This is a genomic window from Pseudomonas sp. FW305-96 (assembly GCF_058783825.1).
Window position 1 is genome coordinate 1 of the sequence record NZ_JBYSYW010000058.1, and the last position, 15,663, is coordinate 15,663.

At 64.0% G+C, this 15,663-nt stretch carries 14 protein-coding genes; 8 read left to right on the top strand and 6 right to left on the bottom strand.

What is annotated here, in order from left to right:
* Nucleotides 1-953: hypothetical protein (locus AC3WL2_RS25445; RefSeq protein WP_102690726.1), on the top strand; the 953-nt coding region annotated here is incomplete at its 5' end.
* A gap of 19 nt (nucleotides 954-972) precedes the next feature.
* Here AC3WL2_RS25445 and AC3WL2_RS25450 read toward each other — a convergent pair.
* Entirely contained in the window at nucleotides 973-1,401 is a 429-nt protein-coding gene (locus AC3WL2_RS25450; protein ID WP_102685364.1) for a PACE efflux transporter, read from the bottom strand.
* 100 nt (nucleotides 1,402-1,501) lie between these two features.
* Here AC3WL2_RS25450 and AC3WL2_RS25455 point away from each other — a divergent pair, with 100 nt between their 5' ends.
* The gene (locus AC3WL2_RS25455) at nucleotides 1,502-2,380 is read left to right on the top strand and encodes a LysR family transcriptional regulator (RefSeq protein ID WP_102685363.1); all 879 of its coding nucleotides are present in this window, start codon (nucleotides 1,502-1,504) and stop codon (nucleotides 2,378-2,380) included.
* 150 nt (nucleotides 2,381-2,530) lie between these two features.
* On the top strand, nucleotides 2,531-4,417 hold the full coding sequence (gene mcpA / locus AC3WL2_RS25460; RefSeq protein ID WP_102685362.1) for a methyl-accepting chemotaxis protein McpA: 1,887 nt from the start codon (nucleotides 2,531-2,533) through the stop codon (nucleotides 4,415-4,417).
* A 108-nt stretch (nucleotides 4,418-4,525) separates the two neighbouring features.
* Here the strand turns inward: mcpA and AC3WL2_RS25465 are convergent, their stop codons facing one another.
* On the bottom strand, nucleotides 4,526-4,900 hold the full coding sequence (locus tag AC3WL2_RS25465) for a RidA family protein (protein ID WP_102685361.1): 375 nt from the start codon (nucleotides 4,898-4,900) through the stop codon (nucleotides 4,526-4,528).
* Nucleotides 4,901-5,109: 209 nt separating this feature from the next.
* Here AC3WL2_RS25465 and AC3WL2_RS25470 point away from each other — a divergent pair, with 209 nt between their 5' ends.
* A complete protein-coding gene (locus tag AC3WL2_RS25470; RefSeq protein WP_046854865.1) occupies nucleotides 5,110-5,895 on the top strand; it encodes a sulfite exporter TauE/SafE family protein in 786 nt (261 codons plus the stop codon).
* A gap of 158 nt (nucleotides 5,896-6,053) precedes the next feature.
* Here AC3WL2_RS25470 and AC3WL2_RS25475 read toward each other — a convergent pair whose 3' ends face one another.
* Complete coding sequence (locus tag AC3WL2_RS25475) at nucleotides 6,054-7,133, bottom strand: DUF1176 domain-containing protein (RefSeq protein WP_158247750.1); 1,080 nt, start codon at nucleotides 7,131-7,133, stop codon at nucleotides 6,054-6,056.
* Between the two features lie 4 nt (nucleotides 7,134-7,137).
* A complete protein-coding gene (locus AC3WL2_RS25480; RefSeq protein ID WP_158247525.1) occupies nucleotides 7,138-8,184 on the bottom strand; it encodes a DUF1176 domain-containing protein in 1,047 nt (348 codons plus the stop codon).
* A 150-nt stretch (nucleotides 8,185-8,334) separates the two neighbouring features.
* Between AC3WL2_RS25480 and AC3WL2_RS25485 the strand changes: the two genes are divergently transcribed.
* Entirely contained in the window at nucleotides 8,335-8,907 is a 573-nt protein-coding gene (locus AC3WL2_RS25485; RefSeq protein ID WP_102685358.1) for a biliverdin-producing heme oxygenase, read from the top strand.
* Nucleotides 8,908-8,913: 6 nt separating this feature from the next.
* On the opposite strand, the gene AC3WL2_RS25490 is transcribed toward AC3WL2_RS25485, so the two are convergent.
* Nucleotides 8,914-9,285: a hypothetical protein gene (locus tag AC3WL2_RS25490; protein ID WP_102685357.1), complete on the bottom strand. Its 372-nt coding sequence runs from the start codon at nucleotides 9,283-9,285 to the stop codon at nucleotides 8,914-8,916.
* Nucleotides 9,286-9,535: 250 nt separating this feature from the next.
* Here AC3WL2_RS25490 and AC3WL2_RS25495 point away from each other — a divergent pair, with 250 nt between their 5' ends.
* Nucleotides 9,536-9,706 carry a GNAT family N-acetyltransferase gene (locus AC3WL2_RS25495; protein ID WP_256582708.1) on the top strand — a complete coding sequence of 57 codons (171 nt, stop codon included), beginning with the start codon at nucleotides 9,536-9,538 and terminating at the stop codon, nucleotides 9,704-9,706.
* Nucleotides 9,707-10,208: 502 nt separating this feature from the next.
* On the top strand, nucleotides 10,209-12,149 hold the full coding sequence (locus AC3WL2_RS25500) for a methyl-accepting chemotaxis protein (protein WP_102685356.1): 1,941 nt from the start codon (nucleotides 10,209-10,211) through the stop codon (nucleotides 12,147-12,149).
* Nucleotides 12,150-12,245: 96 nt separating this feature from the next.
* On the opposite strand, the gene AC3WL2_RS25505 is transcribed toward AC3WL2_RS25500, so the two are convergent.
* Complete coding sequence (locus tag AC3WL2_RS25505; RefSeq protein ID WP_102685355.1) at nucleotides 12,246-14,135, bottom strand: propionyl-CoA synthetase; 1,890 nt, start codon at nucleotides 14,133-14,135, stop codon at nucleotides 12,246-12,248.
* A 153-nt stretch (nucleotides 14,136-14,288) separates the two neighbouring features.
* On the opposite strand from AC3WL2_RS25505, the gene AC3WL2_RS25510 reads away from it, so the two are divergent.
* Nucleotides 14,289-15,584, top strand: a complete 1,296-nt coding sequence (locus tag AC3WL2_RS25510; protein WP_102685354.1) for a leucine-rich repeat-containing protein kinase family protein — start codon at nucleotides 14,289-14,291, stop codon at nucleotides 15,582-15,584.
* Nucleotides 15,585-15,663 lie beyond the last annotated feature (79 nt).

Genomic DNA, 15,663 nt, shown 5'->3' on the forward strand with positions numbered 1-15,663 from the left:
CACCCGCCCCGCCCCCGCCGCAGAACCTGCCACCGGCCGTCTGGCAGCGCATCGACCAGGACATCATCGAGGCCTCGGTCGCCGCCGCGGGCTCGGCCAACGACTACGCCCGGCGTTCCATGCGCGTGTGGAAAGAGCAAGTGCAGCAACGCACCGAGAACGACTTCATCCCCTGGTTCACCGGTTACTGGACCCAGCAGTGGCTCACGCTCAAGGTCGCCTGGTACAAGATGAACAGTGGCAATGGCCAGGAGCCAGCTGAAAAGCGCCTGGGCCTTTATCTGCAGGAACAGTACCGCGAACGGGTCATCGACCCGGTGGCCGAACAGATCAACCCCGAGGGCATTCGCGACCGCGCCAGCGAACTGTACCTGCAACTGCTCGGCCAGCAACTGCCGACCATCATCCAGCGCTACAACGCCCCGCCCGAGCAGTTCAGCCAGCGCCTCAACCGCATCCCGATCATCGCCCTGGGCCCGCCGGATGCACGCAATGCCTCGCTTTACCAACTGCTGCGGGCCAAGTCGCTGGACCAACAGCTGGCCTGGCAGTCCCTGCGCCAGCACCTGCACCAACAGGCCGCCAAGGCCCCCGGGCAGACCGAGGCAGGATTGTCGTCGGTGGCCACCCAGGCCAGCGAGAAACTTGGCGCCACACTGGCGCCACGCGGTGCCGCCAGTGCCATCGCGGCGGCCGTGGGCAAGGCGGCAGGGGCGTTGATCTCGGTGGCAGCAACCGGCTACGGCATCATCACCCACGACCGTGAACAGCCGCAGATGGTCGAGCAACTGCGGGTGATCCTCAATGTGGCGCTGAACCAGGAATGGCAGGAGCTGATGGAGAATCGCCAGAGCGGCGCCATGGCCGGGGTGTATTACCTGTCGGGGCAGGTGGAGGACAGCTTGCTCGGGAGCCGGTCACAGGAACCGTTGCTGATTCGCCTGCCGCCATGACCCCGCGCAGGTGGCACGTTCAGGCAGTCGCCAGCGCCGAAGTCGGCAGCCCGAAGATGCGGTCGAACGCCCAGTTGTAGACGAAGGTGTAGCACGGCACCAGGATGATGAATGCCAGATCCACCATCAACGCCTCCAGAAGGGTCATGTTAAGCCACCAGGCGATCAGCGGGATCAGGTACACCACCAGGGTCAGCTGGAAGCCGATGGCATGCGCCACCCGCCGCCCGAGGCTGCGCCCGCGGGTGGCCTGGTGGCTCTCCCACCACTCGAACAGGCTGTTGTAGATGAGGTTCCAGGCCATGGCGATGGTGGTGATCATCACTGCCAGGGGGCCGGTGTGCGAAGCCTGGGTGTCGGATAGGTAGGCCAGGCCCAGGGTCGACATGCACAGGCCAATCAGTTCATAGAAGGTCACGTAGACCAGTTTGCGTTTGAGTCCTTGCACGGGATTACCTTGTTGCGGATATGACGAAGGCGCGCAGAATGCATCAACAGGCTTGACAGAAAAAGTCGGCAGCTTTCAGATTTACTGAAAGGAGACTGCCATGAACTTTTCCAGCGATAACATCCTGCTGTTCCTCGCCGTACTCGACCGCGGCTCGTTCTCGGCTGCCGCGCGAGCGCTAGGGCGCGTACCCTCGGCGGTGAGCATGGCCATCGGCAACCTCGAGGCCGAGCTTGGCTACCCGCTGTTCGAGCGTGGGTCGCGGGAGGCACGCCCGACCGCCCAGGCCCAGGCCCTGGAGCCCCATGCCCGGCTGATCGCCGAACAACTGGGGCTGTTGGAAGTGCATGCGCTGGAGCTGTCGCGTGGGCTGGAAAGCAGCCTGGCCATCGCCGTGGTGCCGGATATCGACCAGCGCCCGTTGCTCGGGGCCATCACCCGCCTGGGCGAGCGCTACCCGCTGCTGGACATCGAACTGCTCGCCGCCCCGCAGGAAGAGGCCCTGCAACTGCTCGACAGTGGCCGGGTGTGCCTGTGCCTGGCCTTCGCCGGGCTGCAGGTGGACCCGCGACGCAGCTTCCAGCACATCGCCCTGGAATCGCTGGTGGCCACCCTGTCGCCACGCCACCCCGCACTGTGCGAAGGACGCATCCGCAACCTTGAAGACCTGGTCAACCTGCGCCAGATCCTGGTGTGCAGCCGCGACCTGCCATTGAGCGATCCCCGCTCGCTGATCGGCACCTCGCACTGGCGCACCGACAGCCTGGACCTGGCCCTGCAGATGGTCGAGGCCGGCCTGGGCTGGGGCGACCTGCCGCTGGCGCGGGTAGCGCCGCTGCTTGCGGACGGACGCCTGGTCCGCCTGCAGTTTCAGAATACCCGCAACGAATTGCAACTGCCGGTGAACGCCTTCTGGCTCAAACAGCAACCCCTCGGCCAGGCGGCCAGGACGTTGGTGAGCCTGTTGGCTTCGAAATGATTTGTCACCTTGGCAGGTCGATTCGGCCAACTACTGCGTCATTTAGTCTTTCAACATTTTTCAGATTCGGCCGATAGCGTTGCAACAGGCTCCGCCACTCGTGCCACAAGCACGCGGCGCCCTCCTTTCACTGGCTCAAGGTCTCGAAACATGAACCTGAAATTCCGCCACAAGATCCTGCTCAGTGCCTGCGCCGTCGTGGTACTGGCCTTCGCCCTGTTTACCCTCTACAACGACTACCTGCAACGCAACACCATTCGCCAGAACATCGAGTCGTCGGTGCGCCAAGCCGGCGCGCAGACCGCCAGCAGCGTGCAGAACTGGATGAGCGGACGCATCCTGGTCCTGGAAAACCTGGCCCAGGACATCGCCCAGCAAGGCGCCGGCAGCAACGTGCCGGGCCTGGTCGACCAGCCGTCGTACACCAGCAACTTCCAGTTCACCTATTTTGGCCAGAACACCGGCCTGTTCACCCAGCGCCCCGACGCCAGGATGCCTGACGGCTACGACCCGCGCCAGCGCCCCTGGTACACCCAGGCCGTGGCCGCCAACCAGACCATGCTGACCCCGCCCTACATGGCCGCAGTGGGTGGCCTGGTGGTGACCATCGCCATGCCGGTCAAGGCCAAGTCCAGCGGCGAGCTGATCGGCGTGGTCGGCGGCGACCTGAGCCTGAACACCCTGGTCGACATCATCAACGCCGTGGACTTCGGCGGCCTTGGCCACGCCTTCCTGGTCGACCGCAATGGCCAGGTGATCGTCAGCCCGGACAAGGACCGGGTGATGAAGAACCTCAAGGACATCTACCCAGGCTCGCCGCTGCGTGTCGAATCCGGCATCCAGGAAGTCAGCCTCGATGGCAAGGACCGCATCATCTCCTTCGCTCCGGTGGACGGTCTGCCATCGGCGCAGTGGTACATCGGCCTGTCGATCGATAAAGAAAAAGCCTACGCCCCGCTGAGCCAGTTCCGTACCTCGGCCATCATCGCCATGCTCATCGCCGTGGCCGTCATCGCCGGCCTGCTCGGCCTGCTGATCCCGGTGCTGATGCGCCCGCTGACCACCATGGGCCGCGCCATGCAGGACATCGCCGAAGGCGAAGGCGACCTGACCCGCCGCCTGACCGTCGAGCAGAAGGACGAGTTCGGCGAGCTGGCCACCTCGTTCAACCGTTTCGTCGAGCGTATCCACGCCTCGATCAGCGAAGTGTCCTCGGCCACCCGCCTGGTGCATGACCTGTCGGAAAAGGTCGTGGTCGCCTCCAATGCCTCGCTCACCGGCTCCGAAGAGCAGAGCATGCGCACCAACAGTGTCGCCGCGGCGATCAACGAACTGGGCGCCGCTACCCAGGAAATCGCCCGGAACGCCGCCGACGCCTCGCAGCACGCCAGCGGCGCCAGCGAACAGGCCAACGGTGGCCGCCAGGTGGTCGAAGAGGCGATCAGCGCCATGACCGCCCTGTCCGAGCGCATCAGCGAGTCCTGCGAGCAGATTGAGACCCTCAACGCCAGCACCGACGAAATCGGCAAGATCCTCGACGTGATCAAGGGCATCTCCCAGCAGACCAACCTGCTGGCGCTCAACGCCGCCATCGAGGCCGCCCGTGCCGGTGAAGCCGGGCGTGGTTTCGCCGTGGTTGCCGACGAAGTGCGCAACCTGGCCCACCGCACCCAGGAATCGGCCGAAGAGATCCACCGCATGATCACCAGCCTGCAGGTCGGCTCGCGTGAGGCGGTGCACACCATGAACACCAGCCAGGTCTCCAGCGAAGAGACCGTTCAGGTGGCCAACGAGGCCGGTGAGCGCCTGGCCAGTGTCACCCAGCGTATCGGCGAGATCGACGGCATGAACCAATCGGTGGCCACCGCCACCGAAGAGCAGACTGCCGTGGTCGAGAGCCTGAACCTGGACATCACCCAGATCAACGCGCTGAACCAGCAAGGGGTGGAGAACCTCAACGACACCCTGCGCCACTGCGACGCCCTGAGCCAGCAGGCCGGGCGCCTGAAGCAACTGGTGGGCAGCTTCCGCATCTGACCTGCCGCCCGCTCCTGTGCGTGTGCAGGAGCGGGCTCACCCCACGATCACGGTCTTCTATCGCATCGGCGAATGCGCAGGCGCGCTTCAGCTACTCGCCAAAGCCCCTCACTCGCCAACGAACGCCTGCACCTCGATCTCCACATCGACCCCCAATGCCAGCGCCGATGCCACCGTCGAACGCACCGGTAGCGCTGCGCCAAAGAACTCTTTGTAGACCTCGTTGAAGCCGGCGAAATGGCTCATGTCCGACAGCCAGACCGTGCATTTCACTACCTGGTCGAAACGCGCGCCAGTCACTGCCAGGCTCTCGGCGATACGCTCGCAGGCCGCTCGGGTCTGTGTCTGGATATCACCGCGTATCACTTCGCCACTGACGCTCATCGGCACCTGGCCGGACAGGAACAGGAAGCCCCCGGCCTTCACTGCACGGGAAAAAGGAAACGGCAGGCTGCTGGGAAAACGCTGGATGTCATTGCTCATGGAACGCTCCTTTCATGGTTGGCTGAATCGTGCCTGGAACAGCCGAGCAGGCTAGCACCCGACATACCCACTTTCATTGACCGTGGATTTTCAGGAGCGTACCGCCACAGCGTGGTTATAACCTAATAACGAACAAGTCTATTTGGCTATAAAAAAATCTATATGCTGGCACTCATCCGATCACGGGCAAGCTGGGCGTCGAGTAGCGTATGGATGTAGGTTCTTTCGGTTTCACCCTTGCGGGCCTGATCGTAGGCTTCATCGTCGGCATGACCGGCGTCGGCGGCGGTTCGCTGATGACCCCGATCCTGCTGTGGTTCGGCATCAACCCGGCCACCGCCGTGGGCACCGACCTGCTCTATGCCGCCATCACCAAAGCCAGCGGCGTCTGGGTGCATGGCCGCAACAAGAACATCGACTGGAAGATCACCGGCTGGTTGAGCCTGGGCAGCGTCCCGGCCGCCGCGCTGACCCTGTGGTTCCTCAGCACCCTGCACGCCGACACCTCGGCGCTCAACGCCATCATCAAGCAGGGCCTGGCGGTGGTGCTGATCCTCACCGCCCTGGCGATCCTGTTCAAATCACGCCTGCAGGCCTTCGCCAGCAAGCATGCCGGCGACCACTACCACCTCAGCGACCGTACCCTGAACATCCTCACCGTGATCACCGGCGTGGTACTGGGCGTGATGGTCACCCTCACCTCCATCGGCGCCGGCGCGCTGGGCACCGTGGCGCTGTTCCTGCTCTACCCGTTCCTGGTCACCCGCCGCCTGGTCGGCACCGAGATCGCCCACGCCGTGCCGCTGACCCTGGTGGCTGGCCTGGGTCATGCCGGCATGGGCAACATGGACTGGTCGCTGCTGGGCTACCTGCTGCTGGGCTCGCTGCCGGGGATCTACCTGGGCAGCCACCTGACCGGGCGCATCTCCGACCGCGTGCTGCGACCTTGCCTGGCGACCATGCTGCTATTGATCGGCTACAAGCTGGCGTTCTGAGCCACACCTCACTGATAGAGGGCGCTACGCGCCCATCGCCGGCAAGCCGGCTCCCACAGGTACTGCGCATGATTTGCAGCCAACGCTGAACTGTGGGAGCCGGCTTGCCGGCGATGCGGCGCGTCAGCGGCGCCTATGGGCACTCGGCTCGCCTCGACCTACTCCTGCGCACGCCATAGCACCGGCCAGAACTGCGGTTTCACATACCCGCAGCGATCGAGCCGGGCCACGCGCTCGGGGCGCATGCGCTCACCGTCGTAACGCCACTGCTGGATCAGCCCGCAACCACGTTCTACCTGGCTTTTGTCAGCGGCAAACAATTGGCCGCTCTGCGCATCGAACGCTACATGGCCACTCAGACGCGGCGCCAGCAACGGCGTCGGCACCTCGAAGGCCATTTCGCTGATCTGGTAGGGCGCGGCGCGGGACACTCGATACAGGTAATTGGCGCAGAACTCGCCACTGCACCCCACGTTGAGAATGACCAGGACATTGGCTGCGTCCAGCGGGTGCACCTCGTAATGGCTGTTGCTCATGCCTGGCACATCGCCTTCGACATTCGCCTGGCCTTTTACCACCCTGCCGATTTCATGGGCCTGCTCGTCGCTCATGCGCGGCGCGGCAACGAACTGTGGCAGCACCACGGTATCGGGAGCGCCAGGCACATCGGCAGCGGGCGCATCTCCCACTTTCACCAGGGCATCGGCATGCCCGACCCGGCCCTGCACGGCATCAATGGCCAACAGCGCGCCATTGAGCCCCTGCAAGGACGCAACCAGCTCGCCATCCTCGGTCAACGAACTCAGGCGTGTACCGTTGCGCAACCGGCGTATGAGCGCCAGCGCCCCATCGTCCTTCAGCAGCAGGTCGAAGTCATATTCAAGCTGGATGCGCTGCCAGTTGGCCGACAGTGCCTGCCCATCGAGCAGCACCTGTTCCGCAAACGCCGGGCCCACGCGCAGGGTCAGTTCGAGCGCACCCTGTGGCCCCGCCTCGCGCCTTATGATGGTCTGCAGCCCGGCCATCAGGTCGTCGTCGATGGCCATTACCGCCGTGCAGGCACGGGTGTTGTCGCAGCCAACCGCCCAGTCCTTGATCTGCCGGTACATCGGCACCGCTTCGAGCGGTGCCTGGGCGCTCTCGGCCTGCACGACCGATGGCGTCATGAGCGTCAGCAGCAATGCCGCACGCGGGTGTTTCATCCATTGCCATGGCGTTATCCCTGAAGTGCGCTTCACGCGTTCAACCTTCACTGCGCCAGAGTACCGGCCAACTGTCGGTGCCCACTTCCGCACAGCGGTCCATCCGTGACAGCCTGAGCAAGCGCATGCGCATGCGCATGCCATCGTAGCGCCAGCTTTCCTCCACCCCGCAACTGCCGGGGTAGTCGTCCTTGGCATAGCTGTGAAGCTCGCCTTTGCCAGGGTAGAACTCGATGGCGTCGCGCATCCGGCTGATCACCACCGGGCTCGATGGCGCCTCGAACTCCAGCGGCCCAAGGGTGTAAGGCGCTTCACGCGACACCTTGTACAGCGCGTAGAGGCAATGGAAGTCGTTGCAGTTGTAGCTGAGCAATGCCAGCGCATGCTGGTCGTCCAGGGCATGCAGCTCAAGCTTGGGAGCGACATCGTATTCGTTCTTCAACTGGTCCTCGGCGGCCGCCTTGGCCATCACCACTTGGGTGATGCCCGCTTGCTCCTGCGCGCCAAGGGCCGTAGCTGCCACAAAGGCCGGCACCTGGGGTTTGGCCGGAGTTGGCAACTGCACATCGGCAACGCTGTCGCCGGGGCGTATCAGCGCACTGTAGTGGCCGATTCGGCCCTGCACCGCATCCATCAGCAGCAAGGCGGCGCTCAGCCCCTGCAGCGAACTCACCCGCTCCCCTGGCCGGGTGTCGTCCACCAGGCGCTGGCCATTGCGCAATTGCCGCAACACGGCATAGGCATCGGCGCCCTCCAGTTCCAGGGTGGTCTCGACACCGCGGGTCATGCGCCAGGGGGCGACCAGCAGCTGGCCGTCGAGCATGGGCTCGCCCGACCAGTCGGTGCTCCCCACCAGGGTAAGGTGCAGGTTGCCCCAGGCGCCCGCCTCACGCTGCACCAGCATGCCCACTCGCATCCGCTCCGGATGATCGGCCAGGACCGCGGTGCAGAAGCGCGTGTTGTCGCAGCCAACAATCCAGTCCTTGATCTCCCGGTATACCGGCACCGGCTCTGGTTCCGCCGCGACGGCCAGGCCCGGCAGCAACGCCAGCCCCAGGGCCAGCCAGTTCCATGTTGTTGCGCGCATCGTGCTGCATTCCTTTCTTGGCGGTGAAAGCCTCGTTCCAGAGGCGGCGCAATGATTCCACAGTTCAAGGGCCAGGTGCGTAAAATCGGCACTGGTGATTGCGTCGCCTGATCTGGCAGTATCGAATGCCATAACGCCAGAGCCGCCGTCATGTCCGCTACCGTCAGCCCGTTGCTGCTTGCCCTGCGCGAAGGTACCCGCGCCTGCCACCAGAGGCTGGAAGCCCGGCTGCCTTTCTTCAGCGAGGGCTTCGACCGCGCGGCCTACGCCGACCTGCTCGGGGCCTACCATGGCTTTCATGCGCCGCTGGATTTACTGCTGGGCGCCTACCAGAGCGCCGAACGCCACAAGACGCCCACCCTGTCACGCGACCTGGGCGCCCTGGCCATCGATATCGAAGCGCTGCCCTGGTGCCACGCCCTGCCTCGCATCGATGACGAAGCCAGCGCGCTTGGGGTGATGTATGTACTTGAAGGCTCCACGCTCGGTGGCCAAGTGCTCAAGCGGGCCATGGCCGAACGCCTGGGTATCGACGCCGACAACGGCGGCGCGTTCCTCGACGTCTACGGCCCGCTGACCGGCGCACGCTGGCGCAGCTTCCTCGAGCGACTGGCTGCCGCGACCCCGGAGCCGACCGCCCAGGCCCGGACGGTAGAAGCCGCTGTAGACACCTTCATCTGCTTCGAACAGTGGCTCGAAGAACGACAGGTGCTGGCCTGCTGAACTCCCTCACCGACGGCACTGGTGCAACAGCGACGTTACCAGTGGCGTCATCCCGATGGCCACCACGCACAAGCCACCGCACAACAACGCAAATCCCAGTGCCCGCAACGGGTGCAAGGTATTGAAGAACGCCAGCACCAGCAGCACCAGCAACAGCGCCAGCCAGTAGCGAACTGCCGCCCTTGGAATGGCCACCATCAACAGGTTGAAGAGCACGAAGGCGTAGAACACCAGCATCGTCGCCAAGCCGACGCTGACACCTCGCGCCATCGGCGGGCCGACATGCTGCCGGTAGAGATCGAAGCCAAGGCTCAAGATAAAGGGAAAAGCCACACACCCCAGTGCGTGCAGCAGGAAGCGGGAAAGCAGCGGCAACATTCGTCCTTGATCCTGGAGTCGGCCAAAGGTTGCGCATGGCCGTGAGTGAGGAAAGCGGATGCTAATGCCCTGAATAGACGCCAGCAAGCCGCAGCCCCATTGGTCGGCAAACACTCGTGACAAAGACCTGCTTTTCCGGCTTTGCGGCACGCAGCAGAATCCCTACGTCTGTGTTTCATGAAATCCTGCAGGATCGCCCCCACAGCAAAGGCGCTGGACAACCTGATAGCGAGCCCCGACATGAACGTCATTGCCTGTGACCTGCACCACCTGGACGCCACCGCGGACCCAAGCCGAGGGCGCGCAGCGGTTGAGCCTGGACACCGCCAGGAGCAACCTTGCCGCCCAGGCGCTGTATGAATCGCTGGGGTATGAGGCCGAGCAGGAATTCGTGACCTATCACAAGGTGCTCGATCACTGAAGGTAGCCATGGGAGCTTTCGATATCCGCTTTCGCTCAGCGCGAGGGAGGCAGCTATACGCGGGTGTGCAAGACCGTGGAGTAGGAACCCGGCTGGCCCGAAGGCCTCCCACGTATAGCCGCCATTGAGCGACTTGGACCACATCCTCGGGCTTGCACACCCGGTCGTTGAATTGGCAACGACAGGGCGAGATTAGGGAATGCGGCTGGCCAGAACAACAGCTGAAAGGCCGTGAAAGCATGGTTGGGAAACGTCCTACATGAAATAGGGAAAGTCTTAGTAATCGTCCTTAATCAACAGCTCAGAGCTCTTTGTGGGGCAAACCCGCTCCTACGCATCTTTGCTACTTTCCCGCCAAGTCAGGACAATTTCTGAATTTCCTGTACACGAAATATCTACTAAAGGTTTATATTCCGCCCGCCGAAACAGAAAAGGTAGCAAGTGGCCACCACCCTAGCGAAGCGGCCATGTACACCCTTCACACTCACGGATGGGCGTCACGATGAAAATAAAAAACAAACTGATCCTGGCCTTCGTACTGGTGGCCTTTATCCCGGTCGCCCTGGTTGGCGGGATTTCGGTGCTGAACATCCGCAGCGAGGCGGTCGATCAGTTCCTCGACGGTAGTACCCGGGAAATTCGCCAGATCGACGGCAACATGCGCCAGTTCTTTGATGGCACGTTGCAGAACGTCGATCAGATGGCCAAGGATCCTGTATACACCTCGGTCACCTCGCTCAAGGACTACACCGGGGCCGATGCCGCCAGCCAGCCGATGCCCGAGGCTGCGCAACGGGTCATCGACGCCTTCGCCCGCTACGGCACCACTCACCCGGCAGCGGCGATCCTTTCAATCGGCCTGGAAGACGGCAGCTACGCCAAATGGCCGGATGATCCACAACTGGCCAAGTACGACCCGCGCACCCGCCCCTGGTACAAGGCCGCCATGGCCAGCCCGGACAAGACGGTGCGCACCGCCGCGTACTACTACGACAAGGACGACGTGGCCCTGGTCGGCACCGCCCGCGCGCTGCTCGACGCGGCCGGCAAGGCCAAGGGCGTGTTCGTGGTCAGCGTGTCGCTGAAGAACCTCACCGAGCTGGTCAAGAGCATCAAGCTGGGCGACAGCGGCTACGTGATGCTGATCGAGGACGGCACCGTGCTGGTCGACCCGCGCAACGCCGGGCACAGCTTCAAGCAGCTCAAGGATCTCGGCGCACCGTACGCGGCGTTGGCCGCCACCGAGCAAGGCGCCACCGAGGTGGTGATCGATGGCGTGCGCTACATGGCCAATGTGTGGACCTCCCCAGGCCTGGGCTGGCGCTTCGTCGGGCTGATCGAGTACGACGAGGTCATGGCCGCGGCCACACGCATGACCTATGTCACGGCGGTGATCGTGGTGCTGCTGGCGCTGATCTTCGCCGGGGTGGCGGCAGCGTTCTCGCGGGTGATCGTCAAGCCCATCGGCCAGGTGAGCACCGGCCTGCAGTCGATCGCCGAGGGTGAAGGCGACCTGCGCCGCGACCTGCAGGTCCAGGGCAAAGATGAAACCGCCGAGCTGGCCGGCTGGTTCAACAAGTTCCTCGCCGCCATCCGCCAGCTGATCCAGCGCATCGGCGCGGCCTCGACCAACCTGCACGAAGCCTCGCGCAGCAACAGCGAGATGGCCGGTAACATGAACGAGGCCGCCGGGCGTCAGCGCGAGGCGGTGGAGCTGGTGTCCACTGCGTTCAACGAAATGGTCGCCACCGCCAACGAAGTGGCGCGCTCATGCAGCAGCGCCGCAGATGCCGCCGAACATGGGCACCGGCGGGTGGCCGAGGGCAAGCAGCAGATCGAGGCGACCACCGACAACGTCAATCGTCTGGGTCGGCGCCTGAGCGAGTCGTCTCAGGCCATGGTCGAGTTGGAAGAAGGCAGCCGCAGCATCAACCAGATCCTCGGCACCATCCGCGCCATCGCCGAGCAGACCAACCTGCTGGCGCTCAACGCCGCGATCGAGGCCGCCCGGGCCGGCGACCAGGGGCGTGGTTTCGCGGTGGTGGCCGACGAGGTACGGGCACTGGCCAAGCGCACCGCCGATTCCACCGGCGAGATCGACCAGTTGCTCAATACCCTCGGCGGCAAGACCCATGAGGTCTCGCAAAAGATGGAAAGCTGCCTGGACCTGTCGCGGGCCAGCGTGACGTCAATCGAAAGCGCGCGTGACAGTTTCGAGGGTATCCAGCTGTCGGTGAACGAGATCCGCGACCAGAACCTGCAGATCTCGGCGGCCGCCGAGGAGCAGCACAGCGTCGCCGAGGAGATCAACCGGCACATCCAGCAGATCTACGACGAGGCACGACTGGTAGAGGGGCTGGCCAGCTCTGCACAGGCCGACTCTGGCAGGCTGGCACAGTTGTCGGATGAGCTGAACGGGTTGGTGGGGCGCTTCAAGTCGTAAGGCCTCCAGCAGCTGGGGCCGCCAGGCGGCCCTTTTGCCACGGTTCGTCGCCACGACAAGCCGACTCTCCACAGGCGATGCTGCACCGCGATGGCATCACCCCGCCCTGGGCAAGTCGGCCAACACCCCTTCAATCTCCCCTAGCACCGCCGGATCATCCAGCGTCGATGGCGCCGTGTAGGCCTGGCCATCGGCGATCTTGCGCAGCACCGCCCGCAGGATCTTGCCAGAGCGGGTCTTGGGCAGGCGCTTGACCAGGCGCACGCGGTTGAAGCAGGCCAGTGCGCCGATCTGTTCGCGCACATCCGCCACCAACTCGCCCTGCAGTTGCGCCTCGCCAATGCCCTGCCCGTCCTTGAGCACCACCAGCGCCAATGGCACCTGGCCTTTGATCTCGTCGTGCACACCAATCACCGCGCACTCGGCCACCGCCGGATGACGCGCCACCAGGTCCTCCATTTCCCCGGTCGACAAGCGATGCCCCGAGACATTGATCACGTCATCGGTGCGCCCCATGATGTAGACGAAGCCGTCTTCATCCAGGTAGCCGCCGTCGCCGGTGTGGTAGTAACCGGGGTAGCTCTGCAGGTAGGCCTGCAGGTAGCGTTGGTGATCGCCCCAGAGCGTCTGGCTGCAACCCGGTGGCAATGGCAGGGCGATCACGATAGCGCCCTGTTGATTGGGCCCCAACGGCTTGCCTTCGTCATCCAGCACCTGCACGTGGTACCCCGGCACCGCCCGGTTGCTCGAGCCCGGCCGCGCCGCGCTGCCTTCGAGCCCGACACAGGGCGCAGTCACCGGCCAACCGGTTTCGGTCTGCCACCAATGGTCGTGCACCGGCTTGCTGCTGACCCGCTCGAGCCATTCATGGGTACTGGAGTCGAGTTTCTCCCCGGCCAGGAACAGCTGGCGCAAGGAATCGAGATTGTGACGGCGGATCAGCGCGCCTTCCGGATCTTCCTTGCGGATGGCGCGCATGGCGGTGGGCGCGCAGAACAAGCCATTGACCTGATATTGTTCCACCACCCGCCAGTAGGCCGAGGCGTCCGGCGTGCGGATCGGCTTGCCCTCGTAGAACACCGTGGTGCACCCGCTCATCAGTGGCCCGTACACGATCAGCGAATGGCCCACCACCCAGCCGACGTCCGAGATCCCCCACCATACGTCTCCAGCCCGCATGCCGTAGACATGACGCATGGCATAACACAACGCCACTGCGTTGCCGCCATTTTCGCGGACGATACCCTTGGGTTTGCCGGTGGTGCCGGAGGTGTACATGATGTACAGCGGATCGCCGGCGTCCAGCTCAACGGGGGCGACCGGCGCGGCCCCGAGCAAGGCCTGCTGCCAGTCCAGGTCACGCCCGGGCTGCAGTTCGGCGCTCGCCTGCGGGCGCTGCAACACCAGCACATGCCGCGGTTGATGGCGAGCCAGCTGCAGGGCGCGATCGACCAGCGGCTTGTACTCGATCACGCGGTCGAACTCCAGGCCGCAGGAAGCCGTCAGCAGCAGGGCCGGCCGGGCATCGTCGATGCGCAGGGCCAGCTCGTTCGCGGCGAAGCCGCCGAATACTACGGAATGCACCGCACCAATACGGGCGCAGGCAAGCATGGCCATGGCGGCCTGGGGCACCATCGGCATGTAGATGATCACGCCATCGCCCTTGCGCACACCCAACGAACGCAACAGACCCGCCAAGCAAGCCACTTCATCACGCAGCTGGTGATAGGTGAACGTCTGTTGCACGCCAGTCACTGGCGAGTCGTAGATCAGCGCCAGTTGTTCACCGCGCCCCTGCTCGATCTGATGGTCAAGGGCCAGGTAGCAACTGTTGAGGCGGCCATCGGCGAACCAACGGTGGGTACCATCGGCGTTCTGCTGCAAGGTTACGGTCGGCTTGCGCTGCCAGGCGAGCTGCTCGGCCTGGGCCTGCCAGAAGCTGGCGGGGTCGGAGATGGAATGGGCGTAACTGTGCTGATAGGTCATTGGTTCGCAACCCGGTACTTGTTGTTATTGAAGGGCGAACCCTGAGTATGGACCGAGGCCGGCGGCCCGCCATCGGACTTAAGTCGTAACCCATATGCAGATTTGCCGCACCCGAGCGCCTACAATGGCCAGCCACGTCTAGCGAACAGTCCCATGCATACCCTCGAAGACCTGCGCGCCGGTCGCCTGCACGGCATCACGCGACTTAATCTCTGCCAGAACCTCACCCATTTTCCCCAGGAGATCTTCGCACTTGGCGACAGCCTCGAAGTGCTCGACCTGAGCGGCAACAGGCTGAGCGAACTGCCCGAGGACCTGCACCGCCTCAACCGGCTCAAGGTGCTGTTCTGCTCCAACAATCAGTTCACCCACCTGCCCCACGCCATTGGCAGCTGCCAGGCCCTGGAAACCGTAGGCTTCAGAAGCAACCGCATCAGCCGGGTCGATGCCCAGGCCCTGCCACCTTCGCTACGCTCACTGGTGCTCACCGACAACGTATTGGAGCAGCTGCCCGAGGCACTGGGGGACTGCGCACACCTGCAAAAGCTCATGCTTGCCGGCAATCGCCTCACCGATCTGCCGGCAAGCCTGGCGCGCTGCCACCGCCTGGAACTGCTGCGCATCGCCAGCAACCGCCTGGGCGCCCTACCCGACTGGTTGCTGCTCATGCCACGCCTGGCCTGGCTGGCCTATGCGGACAATCCATTGCCCTATGGCTTTGTTGCACCTGCCACCGATGGCCATTGCCCCGCCCTGCACTGGCACGACATCCAACTGGAAGAAGAGCTCGGCCGTGGTGCCTCAGGGGTGATTCACCGCGCCCACTGGCGCGGCCAGGAAGCACCGGTTGCGGTCAAGCTGTACAAGGGCGCGATCACCAGCGACGGTTCGCCACTGGCGGAGATGAGCGCCTGTATCGCCGCCGGCCACCATCCACAGCTGGTGCGCCTGGCTGGGCGCATTGACGATCACCCAGATCAACTGCCCGCCCTGGTGATGCAACTGATCGACGCGCACTGGTCGAACCTGGGCGGCCCGCCTAGCCTCGACAGCTGCACCCGCGACCGCTATCCAGCCGACCGCCAGCTGACTATGTCGGCCCTGCGTCGCCTCATCAAAGGTATTGCCTCGGTCTGTGCCCACCTGCATGGGCGTGGCTTGAGCCATGGTGATCTGTATGCCCACAACATCCTGTTCGACGATAATGGCCAGTGCCTGCTGGGCGACTTCGGTGCCGCCTCGTTCCACCCTCAGGGGCAAAGTCTTGCGGCATCGGCACTCGAACGACTGGAAGCGAGGGCATTTGGCATTCTTGTCGAGGAATTGCTGGCGTGTTGCGACGAGCAGGATACAACACTGAAGCAACTTGCTGAGCGCTGCCAGCAGGCCGACGTATTGGCCCGTCCTGCCTTCAATGAGTTGGTGGCGCTGCTTGGCGAACGCCACTGACGCGGTGATGAAGCCTGGCCTGAACATTCGTGGGAGCGGCGTTCCGATACGCCCGCGCCCACCCCAGATTTATTTAACA